We start from the raw sequence: 20,411 nt of genomic DNA on the forward strand, positions 1-20,411 counted from the left end.
GCTCTTTTAAAGAATATTTGAAGCCTTGGTGACCAGAAAAATGGCGACACCGAGGATGGCGACGCCAACGGCGGCTGTCGCCCCCAGATCTCCCCATTTTTTCTTGCCAAGTTGAATTTCGTGGTAGGTGCCGAAGGCATGCCAAGCAACGCCACTGAAAATGACTGCGCAGATGATGAGGCCAAGCAAAGTAAAACCGTCAAAGGCGTAGTTCTGCATGGTTTGCATCAGGTTAGAGCCTTCCCCCCGGGTAGGAGGCTGAGACTGCGGAAGAGCCGCCATGGCCAGTTGGGGGAGAGCAAGCAACCCGATCAGCATGCGGCCCGGTTTTAAGAATGAAGTCATGGTGTATCTCCCATAGGGTCAACTAAGAACAAATGTGGTGAGGATCATGCAAAGCAGTAGGATGCGGACGAGCGAGGTCGAGGCAATCGTTCGATCAAGGTTGCCAGTGGCCCATCCTCGGTAGCAGCTCCAGATAGCCCAGGCGCCCCACATAAAGATGATGGCTACAGCGACGCCGACGAAAAACAGGTAGCTCGTCGAGGCAGGAAATCCTCCTGCCGCTTGAAACGCAGCAGCCTGAGCGCCGCTCATGCTCATGGCTTGCGTCCTTCGGTCGTGTATTGGCCTGACAGCTCAACAGGATCACGAGGCTGGGCTCGGGTTGGGGTTAGATAGCCCTCCAACCCATGACGAATTCGAGCGATATCACCTGCTAGACGCTGGTAATCGAAGAAGTAACGCTTGCCAGGTTCGTCGGCCACTTGAGCGCTACGACGTGCGGTGTCCTCTAAGGCATTCAACTGGCGGATCATCACGTCCAGGTTGGCCTGTTCGGAGGCTGAAGCAGCGGTCGCATGAGAGACAGGCAGGCCGCATCCAAAAAGTGCGATGAGGCCTGGCAAGGCAAGTCGGCAAGTGAGTGCAGTGAGACGCGGGTACTGGATCACGGCTGGGCTCTAGTCATTCCTGATGCCGTCAGCTTGCCGTGATCAAGCTATGGTCGCCGCAAGAAAACCATATTCAGGACTGTAAGGATTTCTTCTGACGGTACTGACACCATCAATCACAGTGGATAGGGCGTTTGAAGAACAGCAGATACCCGATGGGCAAGGCGAATCCGTAAGCCCAGCCTTGGGCGTTTTGATTGCCAACCTTGACTTCTCCTTTGACCACGGGCTGCACGCTGACCAGCTCCCAGCCTTCGCTGCCTAATTGAGCAAGGCGGTTTTGACGTTCAGAATCTTCCAGAAAACCCTGGGTGTCGGGTTCAGTGGTGGGCTCTTCGGACTTGAACATGAAGAGCTTTTTGGTTCTGACAACGTACTGAAAGGGAGAGAACTCAGTGTGGTATTCAAATTTCTGACGGCCCATGGCGACGTCCTCAATGTGCAGAGCTACCAGGGTTTCAATAATAAGCGCGTGCCAGCAATCTGAAATAGTTTGTTGCTAAGCGCGTGATTTCTGAGGTTGGAGTGCAGAGGTCCGAGCATCGACATAGCGCTGCATGATAGAAAGCACCATTGAGTTCAACGCTAGGATCTTCATCCCTCGCGTCACCGCCACGTACAGCAAATTCAACTCGTCATCTTTACGACCTTGATCGATATCGGGTGAAAGCGGATCAGCGCTAAAGTCGTCATACAGGCTGACAAAGTCCCACTCCAGCCCCTTGGCCTTGTGCCCAGTCGTGAGTGTCACGGTGGCGTCGAGCTCGTTATCTACAGAGCGGGAACGTAGGGTTTGGATCCGCTGGGGCAGGTCCGGATAGGCTGTAATGATCTTGATCGATCGCAACATCTCCGTATCCTGGCTTACCTCGGCTATTTCCACGTACTGTGAAAAGTCCCGGTAATCTCTCAACAGCCTGCGGTTCTGCACCTCATGGTTACGGTTGCGGCTGAATAGGTATAAATCTTCCAGATCGCGTAGCGAGTAGCTGTCGATACCGCCGACCCAGAAAATCTTGGGGTTGCTTGCGACCAGCTGCAGGGCGTTCTCGATGACGCCGGTCACGGTACGATGGATAAACGTGCGATGCGGTAGCTCTTCAGGCAGAGCCCGTTTAACCAGGGTATTGCAACCTAACCCCTGCAGCTTTCGTGTCTCACCCTTGTAAAAAAGAATGATGTTGGCCACATGCGCGACGGCAGGGCCGAAGCGAAAGCTTTGGGTCAGGTAGTGACGTTCGGCGTCGGCCATCCAGTCGCTGTTGAGCGCATCTTCTGCGCCGCGGAAGCGATAGATCTGCTGGTGGGGATCGCCGACTGCCACCTTGCGGACCCGTTGTATTTTTACTATGTCGGCAATAACTGGGTTCACGTCTTGACCTTCGTCGAGCAGAATGGCGTTAAATCGTTCGCTCAGGTCGGGCTTGCTTAGCTGATACAGCTTCAAGTAAGCGTCATGGGTGATCGACATTGCTGTGTCCTGCAGATCGATCATCCGGTTCCAGATGGTTTTAGCCACGTTTAAAGCATTGTTCAGGAAACGTTCCTGGGCACTTGTGAGCATTCGTTGCCCCTGGAATCTGGGAAAATGCACACGGCCCAACTCGTCATCGGCGCTGGCCATGAAGTTGTTAAGCGTGCTGAGGACATCCCGCACGAGCTCCCAGTCCTGGGTGTTGATGGCCCTTGCGATGTCCGTCAGGCGTAAGTTATTGGTCTGCTTGGTGGCGTACTGACTGCCATAGACTGCATATGCGAGGCCATGCGCCGTCTTACACACCACGTTTCTGCGTGGAAAGCGGCCCCTGGCAGCGAGCTCGACGGATTTGTTGTAGCAGAGGTAGAGCATTTTCACCGAGGCGTGTTGTGTGGCGTAGCCCACCAGTGTGGTGGTTTTGCCGGTACCGGCAAAAGCCTGAACCAGTAGCTTGTCAGCCGTGGAATGGATGATGGGCTGCTGTTCTTGTGTCCACTGCATGGGCAGCTCCTAAAGGTATTTTTTGAAGCTTGAAACGGTGATGTAAACGGACACACCCAACAGCACGGCGCAGGGCAACAGAATCAAAAGGGGGCTGATGCTGATGGGGATGGCCAGGTAGACCGTCCAGGGCACGATGGTCAGCGGAATGATCGTCCCCCGGGCTTTGTGATACAGGTAACTTGACTCGCGGCCGGAGCCGAATTTTCGTAGATCACGCCGCACCAGGCCATCGACCAAGCCAGTGAACGCCGCCAGTGCGAACAGCGGAATCGTCAACGTCAGAATGACCATTCGCACACAGAAGGTCAGGACTGTGTATAACGCGGCTAAGCCATAGTCCTGGAATTTGATCATCGCCCGACCGAGTTCGTAGCGAAGGTTCAAGGTTCCCGTTTGTTGTGGTGATGTTGAGCGAGCGTACTGTGTCAGTGCATTTATATTGTCCTGCATGCCGGTTTTCACCATCAGCCAGTCATAGACCGTTTGTGCCAGCCAGGTTGCCGTACGCCCCGGTTCTTTGATGACAACGCTGTGCAGCAGATCCTGGGACAGCCAGCCCAGTTCATGTTGGAACATCTGCTGAGCATGTTTCCAGCCGGCATCCGGCCAGAACGTGTACATGCAAAGCCATTCAACGACGATGGCGCCGAGCAAGGAGCCGAACATCACCCCCAAGAAATGAAAAGGGGTAGAGAACAGCATGCCCAGGAAGTTTTTTTGACCTTCCTGCTGTTGCTGGGCTTTTTCCGCGATATCGGCCATGGCTCTGTTCCTTCAAGCCTATGCGGCTTTTCCGTTATTGGCCATCTGGCGGAAGTCGTCTACCAAGTCATCAGGAAGCGACTCACTTAGTGCGTCATATCCCGGTGCTTGCCACCAGTCGCTGCTGGTTCCGGATCCTTTACGCATGCCCTCAACCAAGGCCTGAAGATCCTTGGGCATCACTTCATCGGGATCGCTTGCCGGCAACGGCATACGAATCTTCCACAAATTCCCGCCCTCTATCAGGGCAAAGCATTGCCCCTTGGGTAGGGCAACCACATGCGCCGGTTCGATCATCGGTACGCTGACACTTTGGATCTGATCGTGAGTGTTAGAGGTGAAAGCGGTGTTGCCGTTAATAGCGTCGTTTGCACTGCTTGCTGGTGTACTGGTAAACACCTGGACCTTTGGCAACTGGTTGGTCAGCAGCTCGGCGGTTGCAGTCTCACGTACACGTAACATGAACAGGTTGTTGAAGTTACCGATGACTTGGCCAGCTTTAGCCCGGTTACCGATTTTTGCCTCAATATCGCTCATGGTTTGGGTATAGGCCGTGACCTGCATGCCGGCACCACCGCCTTTGTTGATCATCGGTATGAATTCATCGCCCATCAGTTCGTTGAATTCGTCCGCATGTACGTTAATTGCTACCTTGCCGCCGGTGGCCCCGGGCAAGCCATCATCGATGCCAAACTTATAGATGTGACCCGCAACTGACACCAGGTCGCTGAACATCGAGTTGCCCACCGCTGCAGCTACCTCTGTATCAGATAAAGCGTCCAGGCCGACATAGACCACTGCCCGTTTGCGGATGATCTGCATCCAGTCAAAGATTGGTCGTGGGTCCTCAAGATCCATGTAGTCGGGAGATAGCAGCTCTGCAATCCGGCCTGTGGTCAGTTTTTCCAGCAATGGCAGAAGGCTGGCCACGATCTTGTCGAAATAGGTTTTGTCATAGCGTACGGCTGATCGCAGACCCTCCATCACTGGGTCGGAGATGCGTTGCTGAGTGAGGTACATGTCCAGGGCCACCACGCGTAGCGGTCGATCCTTCATGGCGAAACTGAGGTTCTTACGATCGATCTTTCCTTCCAGCTCAACGATGGTTTGCCAGGCTTTGGGATCATTTTCAGCAAAGTGCTTCTGCGCATACTCAATAAACAGCGCGTCAATGTTTGTCACATGCTTGAGGATCTGTTCATAGTCCGGCCGACGTCCCAGTGCCACGAGGGCGCGCGCGATGATGTTGACGAAACGCCAGGCGAATTCCCGGAATGCCGCGGAATTGCCTTCCCCCGAAAGTTGGCCGGCAATGCGGGTGGCAACCTCCGAGATCCGACCAAACCGGCCGACGGCGTTGTAGCGAGCGGAGTGATCGGGCCAGCCTAGGTGGAACACGTAGAATTCCTCCAGTCGGTTTGCGCGCTTGCATTCGATGTACATGCGCTTCAGGAGGTCTGCGTCGCCTTTAGGATCGAAGACAATCACCACTTCGCGGTCCAGGTCCATTTCTACATTGCGCTGGCTTCGATGAACGGGTTGCACGCGGCGCCCCATATGAACGCGGCGCCGGGGGCTACGGCGGGTACGCCTGATGTCTTGGGTGATAAACAACTCTGCCAAGCGGGTTTTTCCAACACGAGTAGTCCCCAATACAAGGGAGTGTCCAACCCGCTCACCCAGTGGCAGGCTGACATCCGCTTCGTTCGGCTCTATACCGTGTAAGCGCGGTAGCCCCCCGACTGGAGGAAGTGGACGCGCCGGGTTAAATGGCACATCCCACGAGGTAGCCTTTGACAGCAATTTGAGTGGAAAGGGTGCGAACTCCAGACGCTCCTCAATTCTGCGAGCAAAGGTATAGATAGACGTGGGCTCGACATACTCGGCGTACTTTGGGAGGTAAGTCTCCATCAACCGCTGAGTATGTTTTTGGGTCCAGCGAAAGCCTTTACCGATGAATAGCCGCTCATTGCTGACCGGCATGTCTTTGCTGGTCATGGTGTAGTGGGGTAGGCGCCGAATATTGCGCCGGTAACGCAGCACTACCAACGCTTGTTTGAGGCGGACGAACCCTAGACCCAGAAAGCCTGTACCGGCAACCATGCCGAATAAAGGCGTCAGAGCAACCGCCCAGGGCGCGAAAATACAGAGCAACGCCGCAGCGGCACATACGCAAACTGTGTACAGCTCAACAGCAGGGCGTAGTAACGACTCAATGGTGTAGGAGGTGGTCATGGATCACTTCCTATGAGTGAAAGGGGACAATGGCCCCACTGTTTCGAAATGGAAAACGACTGGCTTGCCTGTCTCAGCGATCAGCCCATAGGACTTGGCCAGGCGGTATATGGGGTGGTAGCTGTTAAGGGAGTTGACGTGTCCAGCAATGCGCTCTCGCCAGACTTCTAGTGGCATCGCTGCCTTGCTCAAATTACACGGCACGCACGCGGGCATCATGTTGCTGATGGCGTGGTTCTCTGGCCGCCCCAAAATGATGGCACCGGAGTACTTGCCGTCCACCCTCTCTGGTTCTCGCCATACTGCTTCCATGTGGTCCGCATGCCACCGGTCACCCAACAGCACACCGCAGTATGCGCAATGGCCCGCGAATTTAGCGTGAAGCTCGCAGCGTTGCTTCTTGGTCAGCTTCATGGGGCCGGGATCCTCCTTTCATGCGTGATGATGAATTGGCCAACTCTTGCCTCGCTTGCTCAACTGCCTCGGGCAGTCGTTCTTTTAGCCGCTGACATAGCTCCACCTCGTCACCAGGTACGCGGGCGATGACGGTGCCGCCATAGAGCTTGGCGACATAGGTGACCTGTTCAAAAAGCAGTTGGCCTGCTCGTGGGTCATCTGGTTGCTTGATGACCAAGGTGATGTGCGTAAGAGAGGCCATACCCTGGTTACTGCTGGATCGTTGTGGCAGTGATCAACAGCGGGTAATGCTGGACTCCCAAGCGCTGTGCCAGATCATTTGATGGAGCCGGGACCAACTGTAGATTTCCTGCCCATCGTTGGATTTCGGCAAACCGCTCGGCGCTGGCCACGTTAACCACAAGGCCCACTGCCTGCAGTTGCTGTAACTGATCGCGGCGCTGTGATAACCACTTTCTGGAGCTTTCATCGTCGCCTACAAGAAACAATGGTTGCAGGCCAGGTGCATTGATTACCCGGCCCTGTACCTGCCCGGGTGTCAGTTGGTCAGAGCGCACTGGAAACGAGCCTTGCCCACGCACACCAATATTCTCTGACTGTGCTGACTGCTCAGTAGGTTCTGGAGCCAAGTACTGGTAGTAGGGCAGAGCGGAAACACCCCCTCGGTCTTCAACAACAATCAGCGAGGTGGCATGCACTGCCATGGGGGAGGCCAAAGACAGCAAAACAGGCAGATGCAGCAATCTATTCATGGATTATTCGCCATCAGGTTGATACCGGTGACCCGGCTGAGGTGTTTGGCAAAAGCTCGTCGGTATCGGGCAGCGGGTTCGCCTCCGGCAGGGCGGTGGTACCGACCAGCAGCGGTGATCCAGTCGCCTCCTTTGGCTTTTTGCTCAGCCAGGATCTGGGCCGTAACCGAGAGGTTTTTGTACGGATCCAGCCCTTCGCAGGGATAGCTATAACGGTGGCCGTTGGCACCGATGTTGGTTTGTCCAAGCCCGACGTCGACTCTATTTGGGCCTGCGGTCTGAAGGGCGATCATCAACGCTCTGCAAGCATCGCTGCGTGTCGCAAAGCGATATCCGGCGCCGGCGACATTCAACGTCCAGGGCCAGGGGACGATCTGGCCGCGAAGTCGGGTGCCACTCTCTTGCAGTGCAACGGAGTACAGCACCTCGGACGGAACGCCGGCAGGCAGGGCAATCAACTGATAGGCCGGTGGCGGAACCTCGGCACCGTTAGCAAATGCCGCGGTGAGCAGTAGCCCCCCCGTTAAAGCCGCGCGAATTACAGACGCTGCCATTGTCCATTCACCTCGCGTACCACGGCCGGCAGCTCACCGCCGAGTCCAAGGCCAAGCCATCGACCGGCATCGTGATTCAATGTGATCTGTCGGCTTCTCACGCTGGCCGGTTCGACTCCAGCCAAGATGGCCCAGCGGCGAATTATTTCGTCATCACCTTGACTACCAACGAAGTACAGATCAAAGGACTGTTTCTGGTTTTGTAAGTCTTTGACGCGGTCAATACATGCGTTGCAACTGTCTTGAACAAAAACGGCTAGTCGTCCAGTGCCTTTCACAGCAGTTAACGCTCCCGAGCCAGGAGCAGATGCAGGGTTGGACGATAGTTGGATGACTTTTTCATTGGGGTAAAGACGTGCGAAGGCTTGGTCATAGGCCCTTTGGTACGCCAGTTCCTTATCGATACGCTGTCGCTCGGCTCGCACCTGCAGCTCTGCATAGCGTCGCCGCTCCTCCTCCGACTTCGCTTCGATGCCAAGTGCTGTCAGAGGATCCAGGCCTGGCGAATAGATTCCGCGAGGACCCTCCATCACAGTTTGAAAACGGGACCATTCTTGGGGGGTCAATCCCCACTCGCGGGCGAGTTCTGTCTGACTTGCTCCTTGAGAAGAGTTGTGAACTTCACTGTTCTGAGTGTTCGAGATCGACGTTGATTGCCCCGAAGCCGCATGACAGCCGTATGCAAACGCGAAGGTGGCCAAGCCTGCAATGAAACCCAAAATGTTCCTGGGCTTCATTGTTTTCGAGGAAGTGGTAGGGGAGTGCATAAAGGAGGTCCTATTGCGCGACGGTTACGGTTTGAGGTGTTCCGGCCACGTCAAAGCGTGCGGATCTTCCGTCCAGCGCGTTGAGTCGCCAGGCGGTGCCCGCCACAGCGTCACCAGGTCGGATAAGGTAAATTTGATTCAACTGCGTGCTGCCAGGCGGTGCTACGGACAAAAAGCGTTCACCGCCGCGATACTCGATACCGACAACGGTAAAAGGGGGTGTTTGCGGTGTGACAGTGGCGGTAGCGGGCGGTTTTGGCCGCTTTGGTTGGCGGGCAACGGGCTTAGGCTTGGGCTTGAGGGGCACAGCAGTGGTTTGTTTGATGCGTGACTGACTGAGTTCTTGAAGACGGCTATCGAGTGTTTCGACGCTGGCTTTGAGGACTAGCAATTCACCAGCAGACGCAGCATTTTGAGAGATTTCTTGCGCTGACTCCGTCGCTTGCTTTGCATACGCTTGTGCGGCATCAATTCGATTCGATAAAGCCTGCTGCCCGGCTCGGAAGTCCTCGTTGGTCACCAGGTGGTTGCCGGCTACCGTGCCCAGTCGCTCATCGACTTTGCCAAGCCGCGTCAACAACGCATCGAGCGACTCTTTGTCTGCAGTCGCAGCCAAGCTGGTGCGGAGTTGGGAGAGTTGATGATGCTCATAACACAGAATGCCTGCCAATAATGCAAGGCACAGACTGAGTATCGCTGTGGTTCGAGTAGGGCGTGGTAGGTTCATGGGCGTCCTCGCGCAAAAGCGAATACACCCTCTCAAACCAGTCTCTTAGGGAAACTCTGAAAAAGACTTTCTGATTTGGCAAAATACCGCGACCCCACCCACCGAGTTTCCCGATGAAGCAGATGACCTTCGCCGACGCCGAGTACGCTGGCAAGCGCAAGCAAACCCGCAAGGAGTTGTTCCTGATCGAGATGGATCGGGTGGTGCCGTGGAAGGGCTTGATTGCTTTGATCGAGCCACATTATCCGAAAGGTGAAGGTGGCCGTCCGGCCTACCCGTTGATGGCGATGCTGCGTGTGCATCTGCTGCAGAACTGGTTCGGCTACAGCGATCCAGCGATGGAGGAAGCGCTGTACGAAACCACGATCCTGCGCCAGTTTGCCGGGCTGAACCTGGAGCGCATCCCCGACGAAACCACCATTCTCAACTTCCGCCGCTTGCTGGAGAAACACGAGCTGGCGGCCGGCATCCTCGCTGTCATCAATGGCTATCTGGGCGACCGCGGCCTGTCGCTGCGCCAGGGCACCATCGTCGATGCAACGCTGATCAATGCGCCCAGTTCGACCAAGAACAAGGACGGCAAGCGCGACCCGGAAATGCACCAGACCAAGAAGGGAAACCAGTATTATTTTGGCATGAAGGCCCACATCGGCGCCGATGACGAATCGGGTCTGGTGCACAGCGTAGTGGGCACGGCGGCCAATGTGGCGGATGTCACCCAGGTGGACAAATTGCTGCATGGCGACGAAAACGTGGTCTGCGCCGATGCAGGCTACACCGGTGTCGAAAAGCGGCCCGAGCATGAAGGACGTGAAGTTATCTGGCAGGTGGCGGCACGCCGCAGCACCTACAAAAAACTCGATAAGCGCAGCGTGCTGTACAAAGCCAAGCGCAAGATTGAAAAGGCCAAGGCTCAGGTGCGCGCCAAGGTCGAGCATCCGTTCCGGGTAATCAAGCGCCAGTTCGGTTACACCAAGGTGCGCTTTCGCGGCTTGGCCAAAAACACGGCGCAACTGGTGACACTGTTCGCTCTGTCGAACCTGTGGATGGCGCGCCGACATTTACTGACGAATGCAGGAGAGGTGCGCCTGTAATGCGGGAAATGGCCACCGGAGTGGGGTCCGGGTGGCGAAAACGTAAGAAATACTCGTCGAATTGATTGTTTTTTGATCATTTGGCGAGTTTAAAAGTTGCGCTAGGTGGTATGCCGGGGAAATACATGGCTACTTCAGACCATCCTTAGGTGCATCAGGAAATAGGTTTTCCAGGACGCATGGTTTTTGAAGTGTCGAGTTGGCCGCTGGTAAATTGGGATCGTTATAAAAAAATGGCCACCCGAAGGTGGCCGTCAAACTATGAAGCAATGAGCTGCCTTGCAAGTGTCATTTCAACTGAATCACCATCTTGGTTCAGCGAGTCGAGACCAGAATCTGGCACATCTCCCGACGTGCTTTGAATCACGGCGATTTTCTTGGCCATCAACTGCAGGCAAGTAATCTGAGAGCTGCCGGCATAGCCAAAAAAACACCCTCACTGGCTGCTTTTGCCCAATCCGCCATCACCGTCGAAATGCCTGTTGCAAGGTGTTGGGTAAAGCCATATACCGTAGCCCCACTGCGCGGAGTAAAGTCTTAAAAACCCGTGATAATGATCTGCGGAGTCAGAATAAAGTGGGTAACCGTCCGGCCAGGTCATCTACCCAGCTCTGCAAAGCGAAGACATGGTGTGCATTTAAATTAAGTGGACACCAATTCTAGCCTTTCAAGCGGGTATTTCATGCAGCCAACACGCCGTTCCTATTCCAAATCCTTCAAAGCCCAGATCATTCAAGAGTGCGCCCAACCAGGCGCTTCGATTGCCAGCGTCGCGCTCGGCCATAGCCTCAACGCAAACCTCGTCCACAAATGGATTCGGCTGCAAACGCAGAAAATTCCGGCACACCCACCTGCGGGGGCGAACTCCCATCCAGCATCATCGAATATCTGCGTTGAAATACAGCACCCGCGCGCCATCATCAAAGTGGACTGGCCCACTGAAAGTGCTGCCGCCTGCGCGACTTTTCTTCGAGATATTCTGCGATGATTCACATCGACTCCATCTGGCTCGCCACCGAACCGATGGCCATGCGCGCAGGCACCGAAACGGCGCTAGCCAAGGTGATCGCGGTGTTCGGTGCGGCGCAGCCGCACTGCGCTTATCTGTTCGCCAACCGCCGCGCCAATCGCATGAAAGTGCTGGTGCATGACGGCTTCGGAATATGGCTGGCGGCGCGCCGGTTAAACCAAGGCAAGTTCCACTGGCCTGGCATCCGCCATGGTCCTGAGATGGAACTGGATGCCGAGCAACTTCAAACGTTGTTGCTGGGGCTGCCATGGCAACGCGCAGGTTCTGGAGGCTCGATCACACTGCTTTAACGGCAGCCATTAGCCTATCGGTCTATCGTCGCGAAACGCCCGCTCTGGCAAAGTCCGGCGTATGACTTCTTCGCCCAATCTCGACCAACTGTCTCCCAATCAACTGCGCGTCCTCGCAGCGCAGTTGCTCTCGCAAGTCGACACTATGGGCAAGAAAATCAACCGTGATCAAACAGTCATTGAGAAACAGACCCACGAGATCGCCCAGCTCAAGCGTTTGAAGTTTGCCAAGCGCAGCGAGCAGATGAATCCTGAACAGGCCAGCCTGCTAGATGACCTGATCGATACTGATATCGCGGCGATTGAGGCCGAGCTTCAGGCGTTGCAAATAGCACCAGAGGCGACCGAGGAAAAGCTAAGGCCCAAGCGCACGGCATTGCCGGCAGAATTTCCGCGAACGTTGATCCATCACGAACCGGACAACACTCACCGCCCATGCGGCTGCGCCCTGAAGCGCATCGGTGAGGACGTTAGCGAGAAGCTGGACTACACGCCCGGCGTGTTCACCGTCGAACGCCATGTCCGTGGCAAGTGGGTCTGCGATAACTGCGAAACGCTGATCCAGGCACCGGTTCCGCCGCAGGTCATTGATAAGGGCATCCCGACTTCGGGCCTGCTCGCACACGTCATGATCGCCAAGTTTGCTGACCATCTGCCGCTTTACCGTCAGGAATCGATCTTAGGTCGAGCGGGCTTGGCGATTCCACGTTCAACCTTGGCTCAATGGGTTGGCGTGACCGGAGTTCAGTTGCAGCCGCTGGTCGATGCGCTGCGCGAAGTAGTGCTTGGGCAACAAATCATCCACGCAGATGAAACACCGGTGCAGATGCTCATGCCGGGAACAAAGAAAACCCACCGCTCCTATGTGTGGTCCTACGCTACCAGCCAGTTCTCGGATGTGGCAGCGGTGGTTTATGACTTCAGCCCCAGTCGCGCCGGAGAGCATGCTCGCGACTTCCTTCAGGACTGGAATGGCAAGTTGGTCTGCGACGATTTTGGCGGCTACAAGGCCAGCTTTGAACTCGGCGTGACCGAGATCGGCTGCATGGCCCATGCACGGCGCAAGTTCTTTGAACTGCACGCTACGAATAAAAGCACGCTCGCCGAGCAAGCCCTGCGCTATATCCAGTTGTTGTACGAAATCGAAAGAGAAGTCAGAGACCTGGAGCCGGATTTACGGCGCCGAATACGGCAAGAAAAAGCCGTACCGGTGAAGGATAGGCTGCATGCCTGGATGAACGCGCAGCGTGATCTTGTGCCCGAAGGTTCGGCCATCAGCAGAGCGCTCGATTACAGCCTTAAACGCTGGGCAGCGCTGTCGCGCTACCTCGATGACGGGGCGGTTCCCATTGATAATAATTGGGCGGAGGTGCGACACGAAGTCGCTTAATGAAGTTGTTCCCCCTTGGTGGGAACCACCCGTGTCACCGGGTGAATCTAGAAGGCTGAATCAAGAGCGCCTTCGACAATGTTACGAGGCGCCGCAAGGTGCGGGGTACCAATCGTGAGAGGCGTACCCTTCTGGCAGCCATGGCCGGACAAGTGCTAGATAGTTGGTATGGTGAACACACGTGAATCTGCGCAACGATCGTTAAATTAAGCGAGCGGAAATGGCTTACACGCTCGAACCAAAATGGTAATGGAGGTGGGAACTGCGTCTTTCTACTACGCATTCGTGACCCACATGCCTCCCGGTCGATAGCAGGCACCTAACCCGACGCACTTCAGTAAGCGGAACGTGGAAATCCCGTATCGCTCCCGTCAGGGAAAGCCGTTTGTAAAAATTGCCCATGGCGGTGCGGGCGAAGGAACGAGGAAAAAGCGAACGCCGTCCTGTAATGGGTTGGATAGAGGTTGAAACATCACTTCACGCGAAAGCGGGCAGACGTCCTCATGGTCTCTCTTCACACGAGAGTAGGTAGAACCCTTTCAACGGAAGGAGAGCAAATGAACGCAGCAGCATTGGCGTGTGCACCTTCCGGCACGTCGTGGGACAGCATCGATTGGATCGCCGTACAACGTCGTGTCAGAGGGCTGCAAGCGCGTATTGTGAAGGCTGTACAAGATGGCAGACATAACAAGGTGAAAGCCCTGCAATGGCTGCTGACTCACTCGTTCAGTGGCAAGGCATTTGCTGTGAAACGGGTGTCTGAAAACAAAGGCAAAAATACCCCCGGCGTGGACAAGGTTACTTGGAATACGCCTAGGGCCAAGCTCGGCGCGATAGAGTCGTTGACGCGGCGAGGTTACTCGCCGCTCCCGCTTCGGAGAGTGCTTATTCCGAAGAAAAACGGCAAAACGAGACCTCTTGGAATTCCCGCGATGAAATGCCGGGCCATGCAGGCGCTTCATCTGCTGGCTCTGGAACCGATAGCGGAAACTACCGGCGACCCGAACTCTTATGGGTTCAGGCCGGAACGCTCAACTGCGGATGCCGTCGCACAGTGCTTTGGTGTGCTGTCACGAAAAGCAAACGCGGAATGGGTGTTAGAGGGCGACATTCAAGGCTGTTTCGACAATATCAGCCATGACTGGTTGATCGCCAACATTCCCATGGACAAGGCGATTTTGCAGAAATGGCTCCGGGCTGGTTATGTCTACCAAAAGCAGCTATTCCCCAGCCACGCCGGAACCCCGCAGGGAGGCATCATATCCCCGGGGTTGGCGAACATGACGCTGGATGGGTTGGAAGCGATGCTGGCGAAGAGATTTCCCAACGCGAAGTGGACAGCCCGAAAAATGCGCGTGGTGCGTTATGCAGATGATTTCATCATCACTGGTTGTTCGAAAGAATGGCTGGAGAATGAAGTCAGGCCCGCCGTGGTTGAATTTCTGGCAGAGCGTGGACTTGTCCTCTCTCCGGAAAAAACCAAGATAACGCACATAGGGGACGGGTTCGACTTCCTCGGATGGAACCTGCGCAAGTACAACGGCAAGCTCCTGATCAAGCCGTCCAAGGCGAACATCGGGGCTCTACTTGCCAAGCTGCGAGAGTTGATCAAGACCAACAAAACGATACGACAGGCTAACTTGATAGGTTTGCTCAACCCGGTTCTACGGGGCTGGGCGAACTATCACAGTCATGTCGTCGCCAAGAAGGTCTTCAACCAGGTGGACAGCGCAGTGTGGGAAATGCTCTGGCGATGGGCGGTACGTCGCCACCCTCGCAAGACACGCCGATGGGTGAAGGATCGGTATTTCAAAGTACAAGGGGCGCGCCGTTGGGTGTTCTCGTGTACTGAAAAATCCGCCGATGGTCGGAAGCGTCAGTACACGCTAGTAGACGCCTCAGACACACCGATTGTGCGACATATCAAGATTAAGGCTGCTGCCAACCCTCACGACCCTGCATGGGATGAGTACTTCGAGTCCCGCTGGGGCAAGAAGATGCTCACTTCCGTTAAAGGTCGAGCCAAGCTGTATCGGGTATGGGTGCAACAGGGCGGCAGGTGCTGCGCCTGCTTCAAGCCGGTGACCAAAGACACACCGTGGCACAGTCGCCATATTGTGAAGCTAGGTCATGGCGGGACGGACGCTGCGGCTAATCTTGAGATTTACCACCTGCGTTGCCCACGAGATGTGCAATTTGCCAATGTCGACGATGTATAACCGGGTGCCCAATGGCGCCTTAGCAGAGGCTTGAGCCGTGTGCTGGGAAACTCGCATGCACGGTTCTTAGGGGGTTGGACGCGGGCAACCGCGTCTGACTACCCGACAACCAGATCCGGCCATGGGCTCTTGGGCGCAAGAACTGGCTCTTCGCCGGGTCGCTACGCAGCGGAAAACGGGCTGCGGCGATCATGAGCTTGATCCAGTCAGCGCGGCTGAATGGCCATGATCCGTACGCCTATCTAAAGGATGTTCTCACGCGCCTGCCGACGCGGCGCGCGAGTGAGATTAACAAGCTGCTGCCGCACAGGTGGGCACCTGTTTAATCGCGCAGGGTGTTTTGTGCTTATGTCTTCCCTGGCATCTACATTTTGCGCCACACCAAAGCAGGAATTGCTCGGATGTAAATTAGTTCGCTGACCAACTCAATCAGCGTTTGAGTAATCACTGCTGCCGCAGCGAGCCCTCTGATTTCCTCGGGCAAGGCCAATGCCAATGGTAGAACTACCAATGAGTTTCGTGTCGAACTGCTGAAAGCGACAGATCTTGCCGTGCTAGCCGGTAACTTAAACGCCCGAGCCACCAGCGCACCCACCACGGGTGCCAAGAGCATGAAACCAATGTAGACGGGAATAACAGGCAGCAGCTTGTCCATGTCTCTGACCACCGTTGAAATCTGAGAGCCGATCACTACGACCAATACAGCCGCCATAGCTGGCACAGGCATCCAAGCCCATACATTGTTCCAGCCCTCAACGATGCGTGACCCCTTTGCCCCGGCAGCTGTTGCTACTGCCAAGACCAAGGGTAAAGCGATCAGCACTACGAAGGCCTCAACAAATGGGCCGACCGATATAACCACCGCCGAGTCATCACTCACCATGAAGGCTAGATAGAGGGGTAGTAGCACAAGCTGAAGCACGAGTAGTAATGGTGTTGCCGCCAGAGTCAGTTTGGAGTCGCCCTTACCGATATGGGTAAACACAACAACATAATCGATACAAGGCGTCAGCAAGACCAATAGTGCGCCCACCAAAATCGCCGGGTGGTCGGCTAGGCCCATCGTCAACGCCCAAACCAACAGGGGGATGGCGACGAAATTGGCGGTCAGCAGCGCGGTCATGAAACGCTTGTTTGCAAGCCCTTTGCGAAGATCCAAGAATGGGATCTGCAGAAACATGGCGTACATCAGCACAGCGATGGCTGGTGTCACCAACGCACCTAACGCTTGAGAGGCATCAGGTGCGAGCAGGCCCCCGATAGCCGCGACAATGACCGCGACGAAGTAAACGGGAATCTGGTTCTTCTCTAGCTGTTCTCTGTCCACGGAATGCCCTTAAAACGCGTGAAATCATTTTTCGATTGAGCAGGTTAATATCTGTAGCTACTACAGGTTCAAGAAAATGCTTGGGGAGTTTGGATGTCAGGAATCGGAGCGCTGTCGAAATCAACGGGTTGCCACATTGAAACGATTCGCTACTACGAGAAAATAGGCCTTCTCCCTCCGGCCCTACGGTCGACAGGGCGGCATCGAATCTATACCGAAAAGCATCGGTCACGACTCATCTTCATCAGGCAGAATCGTGAACTGGGCTTTCCACTCGACGATATCCGCGAACTCATTGCGCTCGCGGCAGATGCTGATCGTCCGTGTGCTGATGCGTTGTCGGTGGTCAAGAAGCACTTGGCAGAAGTGGAATCTAAGGTAGCTAAGCTCCTGCAGATCCGGATAGAGCTGCTCTCAATGGCAGGCACGTGTGAGTCAAGATGCCTAGGCTCGAACACTCCAGACTGTACGATTATTGAGTCACTGTTCGAACCCGCTGCTGGGGCTCGCTCTGGTTGCTGCTCCTAGACGAGTCAAGAGCATAGGGGAGCAAGCTGCCATTGAAACCGAATAGCGCGATAGTCTCGACAGGGTCTTTCGAGCGTCCGTCTACACCAAACGGGCTGGTGCAAGATGTGTTCGGCAGACGCTTACTAAAGTGGTGCGCCACTGCTGGCATAAAAATATCAAGCTATAGTGTTTGGGGCCCTCAATCTCGTGACCGTACTGAGCGAACGCTTACACGGCAGACGTTTGCCAGGGCATATACCTATCAACTGAAGGAGCAAGTTCTATGGCCATCAAACCTGGGCCCAAGCCAATTGCCGAATCAACCGGCAAGACAGACCAGCGTCGCCGTGTAACCCCCGAGAACAAGCCTAAGCATCCCGACCTGGACGTGCATAAGCACAAGAAGGGTGATTGATGAGACCCCGCCAGACATGGCGGGGTTTTATTCTCGGTTAGCAGGTGTCACCGGATTTCCAGTGGGCATCTCCTAATTAATGCCGAAAAGCTTGTAGTAGGGTTGTTGAGGAGGACATGCTGGTGCGACTGTGTCGAGGAGCTTTCTGGATATTTCTACCCTTAACCCTGTCGGCTACCGATGGTAATGAGCGCTTAGAGAGGTCTACAGCCGACACATGCCAATGGCGTCGAAAACCATCATGGCGGATTTCTCCAAACGTTTACTCGTAGGCTTCACAACGCGATTGACGACTTGCTCGATATGCATGACTCCCAGGGTGAAAGCTGAGTGGGCATTTGAGGTGCTGACCAACCTGGCTGATGCATCGCAGCATGCAGCTATCAGGCGCTCGCACTGAGGGACGTAGACTCGAGCGGCGCCCTCGGCCCAGTCGAAATTTCAAACTCATTGCTTGACACTGTAGCTACTACAGGCTGTTCAATGACGCCATATCCTTATTGGTAGATGCGTCATGAGCCAGGAAAACCCGTCGAAAGCCAAATTGCACCTCGTGCCGAAGTCGGACGATTGCTGTTCTGCTGACCCCCGCGAGACCTTCGCCAAACAGGTTCATTCTCGTGCACATCATGTTGAGCATGGGCCTGATCACGCCGAGAGCTTGGGCAGAACGGGATCGCATGCGTGCGGTTCGAAGGATTCTCAGCCTTGTGGAGCCAAGTCCACCGACCATAATCAAGACCATAGCGCACACGATCATGGCACTTCAGCTCAAGCCCATTCCGATGCCGACCATTGCTGTTTGAGCAAAGTGGATTCCGCAGGGGCGGTGACTTCACATTCGGCCATGGCTGAGCCAGAAGGCACGACCCTGGTTCGGTATCGCATTGATAAGATGGATTGCCCTACCGAAGAGCGGCTAATTCGTAATCGCTTAGAGCCGATGCCTGGCATCGCACGACTTGATTTCAATCTGTTGGATCGTGAGCTGACAGTGCATCATCGCTTGGATGATCCGAAGGCGATAGTCATCGCTTTGACCGCGCTGGATATGGGGCCCAATCTCATCGAGGCCGGCGCAACCCCGAATGCCATTTCACCTGCTCTGACGACGCGCTTGAAAGGGCTGCTGGCGGTCAGCGGTCTAGCTGCCATCGCCGCTGAAGTGATCGCTTGGACGACCGGACAGGAGGGTTCTTTGCCTGTAATGTCCTTGGCTGCGCTGTCCATTCTTACTGCTGGTCTACCAACTCTGAAGAAGGGGTGGATCGCTGTAAAGAACTTCACATTGAACATCTACTTCTTGATGTCTTTGGCTGTCTTGGGTGCCATGGTGATTGGCAAGTGGCCGGAAGCCGCGATGGTGGTTTTCCTTTTCGCTATTGCCGAAGCCATCGAAGCACTCTCACTTGAGCGAGCGCGTAACGCGATTAAATCGCTGACTGCATTAGCTCCTGAGACTGCGGAAGTCATGACCGAAGCTGGCTGGAAAGAACACCCGGTTGAGAATGTCGTTCTCGGCAGCCGTATTCGTGTTCGCACAGGGTCGCGGGTACCGCTGGATGCGAGGGTGGAATCTGGTCGTGCTGCTCTCGACCAAGCCCCTATCACTGGTGAAAGCTTGCCAGTAGATAAGGCAGAGGGGGATCCGCTATATGCTGGCAGTATCGTGACAGACGGCGTCGTGGAGGCGACTGTCACGGCAGTCGCTGGCGAAAGTACGCTCGCTCGTATTGCTGCCGCGATTCAGGATGCGCAGTCTCAGCGGGCGCCGACGCAGAGGTTCGTTGACCAGTTCGCACGGTATTACACCCCAGCCGTAGTGGCGGTGGCATTTCTTGTTGCCGTTTTAGGCCCAGTGCTGCTTGGTGGTACGTGGGGTGAATGGTTGTATGAGGCCCTGGTGTTGTTGGTCATCGCGTGTCCTTGTGCCTTGGTCGTCTCAACGCCTGTCACTGTTGTGAGTGGTCTTGCCGCAGCCGCACGGCATGGAATCTTGATCAAGGGTGGTGCCTACCTGGAAAGCGGGCGCCTGCTGAAGGTGGTTGCTCTGGATAAAACAGGCACGTTGACTCAGGGCAAGCCAGTTCTGACTGACTCAGATATATTCAGTGACTTGTCTATCGAGAAGGCAACTTTGATTGCTGCGAGTCTTGATGAGCAAAGTACCCACCCAGTAGCGAAAGCATTGGTCAATGGGTGGAAATCGCAGCAGCCTGGCGCTGTGGCTCTGCCTGTCAGTGACTTCAGTGTGCTAAATGGCCGAGGCGTGAAAGGCACGATCGACGGTCATCTTTGGCATCTAGGCAACCATCGTTTGGTTGAGGAGTTGGGCGTGTGTTCTTCGGAGCTGGAGGCCAGACTTTCACGGCTTGAGGAAACTGGCAAAACGGTGATCGTGCTATGCGGCAATAGCGGCCCCGCCGCGATATTCGCGGTCGCAGACACAGTCCGACCGGAGAGTGTTGAAGCTGTGGCTGCTTTGAAGGCTTTGAACGTGGTTCCAGTAATGCTGACTGGGGATAATCCTGCGACGGCGAGGTCGATCGCTGAGCAATTGGGCATCGAGGATGCCCGTGGAAATCTGATGCCAGAGGACAAGCAGACTGCAGTCGCTGAACTCAAACGCAGATATGGCGCCGTTGGGATGGTTGGTGACGGCGTTAATGACGCCCCCGCCTTAGCGCAATCCGATATAGGTTTCGCAATGGGAGCCGCAGGGACAGCGACAGCTCTCGAAACAGCTGACGTTGCGATCATGGACGACGACCCTCGAAAAATCGCGTACTTTATCAGCCTGAGTCGCCGATCCGCCTCGGTTCTAAAGCAAAACATCATTTTGGCTCTGGGCATAAAAGTTGTCTTCTTGGCGTTGGCTCTCTCTGGTTTCGCGACATTGTGGATGGCCGTTTTCGCCGACATGGGGGCGAGCTTGCTCGTCGTATTCAATGGCTTGCGGCTGCTGCGTCGGTGAAATGGCTGCTGCGT

Annotated in this window: 21 protein-coding genes and 3 pseudogenes; 9 read left to right on the forward strand and 15 right to left on the reverse strand. The window is 55.3% G+C overall.

Annotated features, from left to right (window positions below; genetic code table 11):
* Positions 1 to 6 precede the first annotated feature (6 nt).
* From RHM69_RS25285 to RHM69_RS25345, 13 genes are all read right to left on the reverse strand, one after another.
* Positions 7 to 345: a TIGR03745 family integrating conjugative element membrane protein gene (locus RHM69_RS25285; protein ID WP_008437401.1), complete on the reverse strand. Its 339-nt coding sequence runs from the start codon at positions 343 to 345 to the stop codon at positions 7 to 9.
* A gap of 18 nt (positions 346 to 363) precedes the next feature.
* Entirely contained in the window at positions 364 to 603 is a 240-nt protein-coding gene (locus RHM69_RS25290; RefSeq protein WP_008437400.1) for a TIGR03758 family integrating conjugative element protein, read from the reverse strand.
* Positions 600 to 908, reverse strand: coding sequence for an RAQPRD family integrative conjugative element protein (locus RHM69_RS25295; protein WP_178110642.1), 309 nt, complete (start codon positions 906 to 908; stop codon positions 600 to 602). Before RHM69_RS25295 ends, RHM69_RS25290 begins: the two co-directional genes overlap by 4 nt.
* Before the next feature lie 157 nt (positions 909 to 1,065).
* Positions 1,066 to 1,377 (reverse strand): hypothetical protein, encoded by a 312-nt coding sequence (locus tag RHM69_RS25300; protein WP_008437393.1) that lies wholly within the window; start codon positions 1,375 to 1,377, stop codon positions 1,066 to 1,068.
* A gap of 75 nt (positions 1,378 to 1,452) precedes the next feature.
* Complete coding sequence (locus tag RHM69_RS25305) at positions 1,453 to 2,931, reverse strand: UvrD-helicase domain-containing protein (protein ID WP_008437391.1); 1,479 nt, start codon at positions 2,929 to 2,931, stop codon at positions 1,453 to 1,455.
* Positions 2,932 to 2,940: 9 nt separating this feature from the next.
* Positions 2,941 to 3,696 (reverse strand): TIGR03747 family integrating conjugative element membrane protein, encoded by a 756-nt coding sequence (locus tag RHM69_RS25310; RefSeq protein WP_008437388.1) that lies wholly within the window; start codon positions 3,694 to 3,696, stop codon positions 2,941 to 2,943.
* A gap of 18 nt (positions 3,697 to 3,714) precedes the next feature.
* Positions 3,715 to 5,931, reverse strand: coding sequence for a type IV conjugative transfer system coupling protein TraD (traD, locus tag RHM69_RS25315; protein WP_024073353.1), 2,217 nt, complete (start codon positions 5,929 to 5,931; stop codon positions 3,715 to 3,717).
* A gap of 3 nt (positions 5,932 to 5,934) precedes the next feature.
* Complete coding sequence (locus RHM69_RS25320; RefSeq protein ID WP_008437384.1) at positions 5,935 to 6,345, reverse strand: hypothetical protein; 411 nt, start codon at positions 6,343 to 6,345, stop codon at positions 5,935 to 5,937.
* On the reverse strand, positions 6,305 to 6,589 hold the full coding sequence (locus tag RHM69_RS25325) for a hypothetical protein (protein ID WP_024073354.1): 285 nt from the start codon (positions 6,587 to 6,589) through the stop codon (positions 6,305 to 6,307). The genes RHM69_RS25320 and RHM69_RS25325 overlap by 41 nt, the downstream gene beginning before the upstream one ends.
* A 7-nt stretch (positions 6,590 to 6,596) precedes the next feature.
* A complete protein-coding gene (locus RHM69_RS25330) occupies positions 6,597 to 7,100 on the reverse strand; it encodes an integrating conjugative element protein (protein WP_008437383.1) in 504 nt (167 codons plus the stop codon).
* A complete protein-coding gene (locus RHM69_RS25335; RefSeq protein ID WP_008437382.1) occupies positions 7,097 to 7,654 on the reverse strand; it encodes a lytic transglycosylase in 558 nt (185 codons plus the stop codon). Before RHM69_RS25335 ends, RHM69_RS25330 begins: the two co-directional genes overlap by 4 nt.
* Entirely contained in the window at positions 7,639 to 8,391 is a 753-nt protein-coding gene (locus RHM69_RS25340; RefSeq protein ID WP_024073355.1) for a TIGR03759 family integrating conjugative element protein, read from the reverse strand. The genes RHM69_RS25335 and RHM69_RS25340 overlap by 16 nt, the downstream gene beginning before the upstream one ends.
* Before the next feature lie 40 nt (positions 8,392 to 8,431).
* Positions 8,432 to 9,148, reverse strand: a complete 717-nt coding sequence (locus RHM69_RS25345) for a hypothetical protein (protein ID WP_024073356.1) — start codon at positions 9,146 to 9,148, stop codon at positions 8,432 to 8,434.
* Positions 9,149 to 9,261: 113 nt separating this feature from the next.
* Here RHM69_RS25345 and RHM69_RS25350 point away from each other — a divergent pair, with 113 nt between their 5' ends.
* Positions 9,262 to 10,242, forward strand: coding sequence for an IS5-like element IS1384 family transposase (locus RHM69_RS25350; protein ID WP_010466230.1), 981 nt, complete (start codon positions 9,262 to 9,264; stop codon positions 10,240 to 10,242).
* 259 nt (positions 10,243 to 10,501) lie between these two features.
* Here the strand turns inward: RHM69_RS25350 and RHM69_RS25355 are convergent.
* A pseudogene (locus RHM69_RS25355) lies at positions 10,502 to 10,733 on the reverse strand (DEAD/DEAH box helicase); the annotation flags it as partial.
* Positions 10,734 to 10,924: 191 nt separating this feature from the next.
* Here RHM69_RS25355 and RHM69_RS25360 point away from each other — a divergent pair.
* The 5 genes and pseudogenes from RHM69_RS25360 to RHM69_RS25380 form a co-directional block, all read left to right on the forward strand.
* Positions 10,925 to 11,230, forward strand: coding sequence for a transposase (locus RHM69_RS25360; RefSeq protein ID WP_093235877.1), 306 nt, complete (start codon positions 10,925 to 10,927; stop codon positions 11,228 to 11,230).
* The gene (gene tnpB, locus RHM69_RS25365) at positions 11,227 to 11,562 is read left to right on the forward strand and encodes an IS66 family insertion sequence element accessory protein TnpB (RefSeq protein ID WP_024073357.1); all 336 of its coding nucleotides are present in this window, start codon (positions 11,227 to 11,229) and stop codon (positions 11,560 to 11,562) included. Before RHM69_RS25360 ends, tnpB begins: the two co-directional genes overlap by 4 nt.
* Before the next feature lie 61 nt (positions 11,563 to 11,623).
* Positions 11,624 to 12,931 (forward strand): annotated as a pseudogene (tnpC, locus tag RHM69_RS25370) (IS66 family transposase); the annotation flags it as partial.
* A gap of 578 nt (positions 12,932 to 13,509) precedes the next feature.
* A complete protein-coding gene (ltrA, locus tag RHM69_RS25375) occupies positions 13,510 to 15,171 on the forward strand; it encodes a group II intron reverse transcriptase/maturase (RefSeq protein ID WP_024073359.1) in 1,662 nt (553 codons plus the stop codon).
* Between the two features lie 104 nt (positions 15,172 to 15,275).
* A pseudogene (locus tag RHM69_RS25380) lies at positions 15,276 to 15,497 on the forward strand (transposase domain-containing protein); the annotation flags it as partial.
* Positions 15,498 to 15,535: 38 nt separating this feature from the next.
* Here RHM69_RS25380 and RHM69_RS25385 read toward each other — a convergent pair.
* Positions 15,536 to 16,498, reverse strand: a complete 963-nt coding sequence (locus RHM69_RS25385) for an arsenic resistance protein (protein ID WP_024073360.1) — start codon at positions 16,496 to 16,498, stop codon at positions 15,536 to 15,538.
* A 93-nt stretch (positions 16,499 to 16,591) separates the two neighbouring features.
* Between RHM69_RS25385 and RHM69_RS25390 the strand changes: the two genes are divergently transcribed.
* The 3 genes from RHM69_RS25390 to RHM69_RS25400 all read left to right on the forward strand — a co-directional run bounded on the left by RHM69_RS25390 (position 16,592) and on the right by RHM69_RS25400 (position 20,397).
* Positions 16,592 to 17,026, forward strand: coding sequence for a MerR family transcriptional regulator (locus tag RHM69_RS25390; protein ID WP_024073361.1), 435 nt, complete (start codon positions 16,592 to 16,594; stop codon positions 17,024 to 17,026).
* A 265-nt stretch (positions 17,027 to 17,291) separates the two neighbouring features.
* Positions 17,292 to 17,423, forward strand: a complete 132-nt coding sequence (locus tag RHM69_RS25395) for a hypothetical protein (RefSeq protein WP_024073362.1) — start codon at positions 17,292 to 17,294, stop codon at positions 17,421 to 17,423.
* Between the two features lie 514 nt (positions 17,424 to 17,937).
* Positions 17,938 to 20,397, forward strand: a complete 2,460-nt coding sequence (locus tag RHM69_RS25400) for a heavy metal translocating P-type ATPase (RefSeq protein WP_024073364.1) — start codon at positions 17,938 to 17,940, stop codon at positions 20,395 to 20,397.
* The last annotated feature ends 14 nt before the right edge of the window (positions 20,398 to 20,411 follow it).

Origin of the sequence: Pseudomonas sp. CCI1.1 (assembly GCF_034348165.1) — a bacterium.
Lineage (GTDB): Bacteria > Pseudomonadota > Gammaproteobacteria > Pseudomonadales > Pseudomonadaceae > Aquipseudomonas > Aquipseudomonas paracarnis.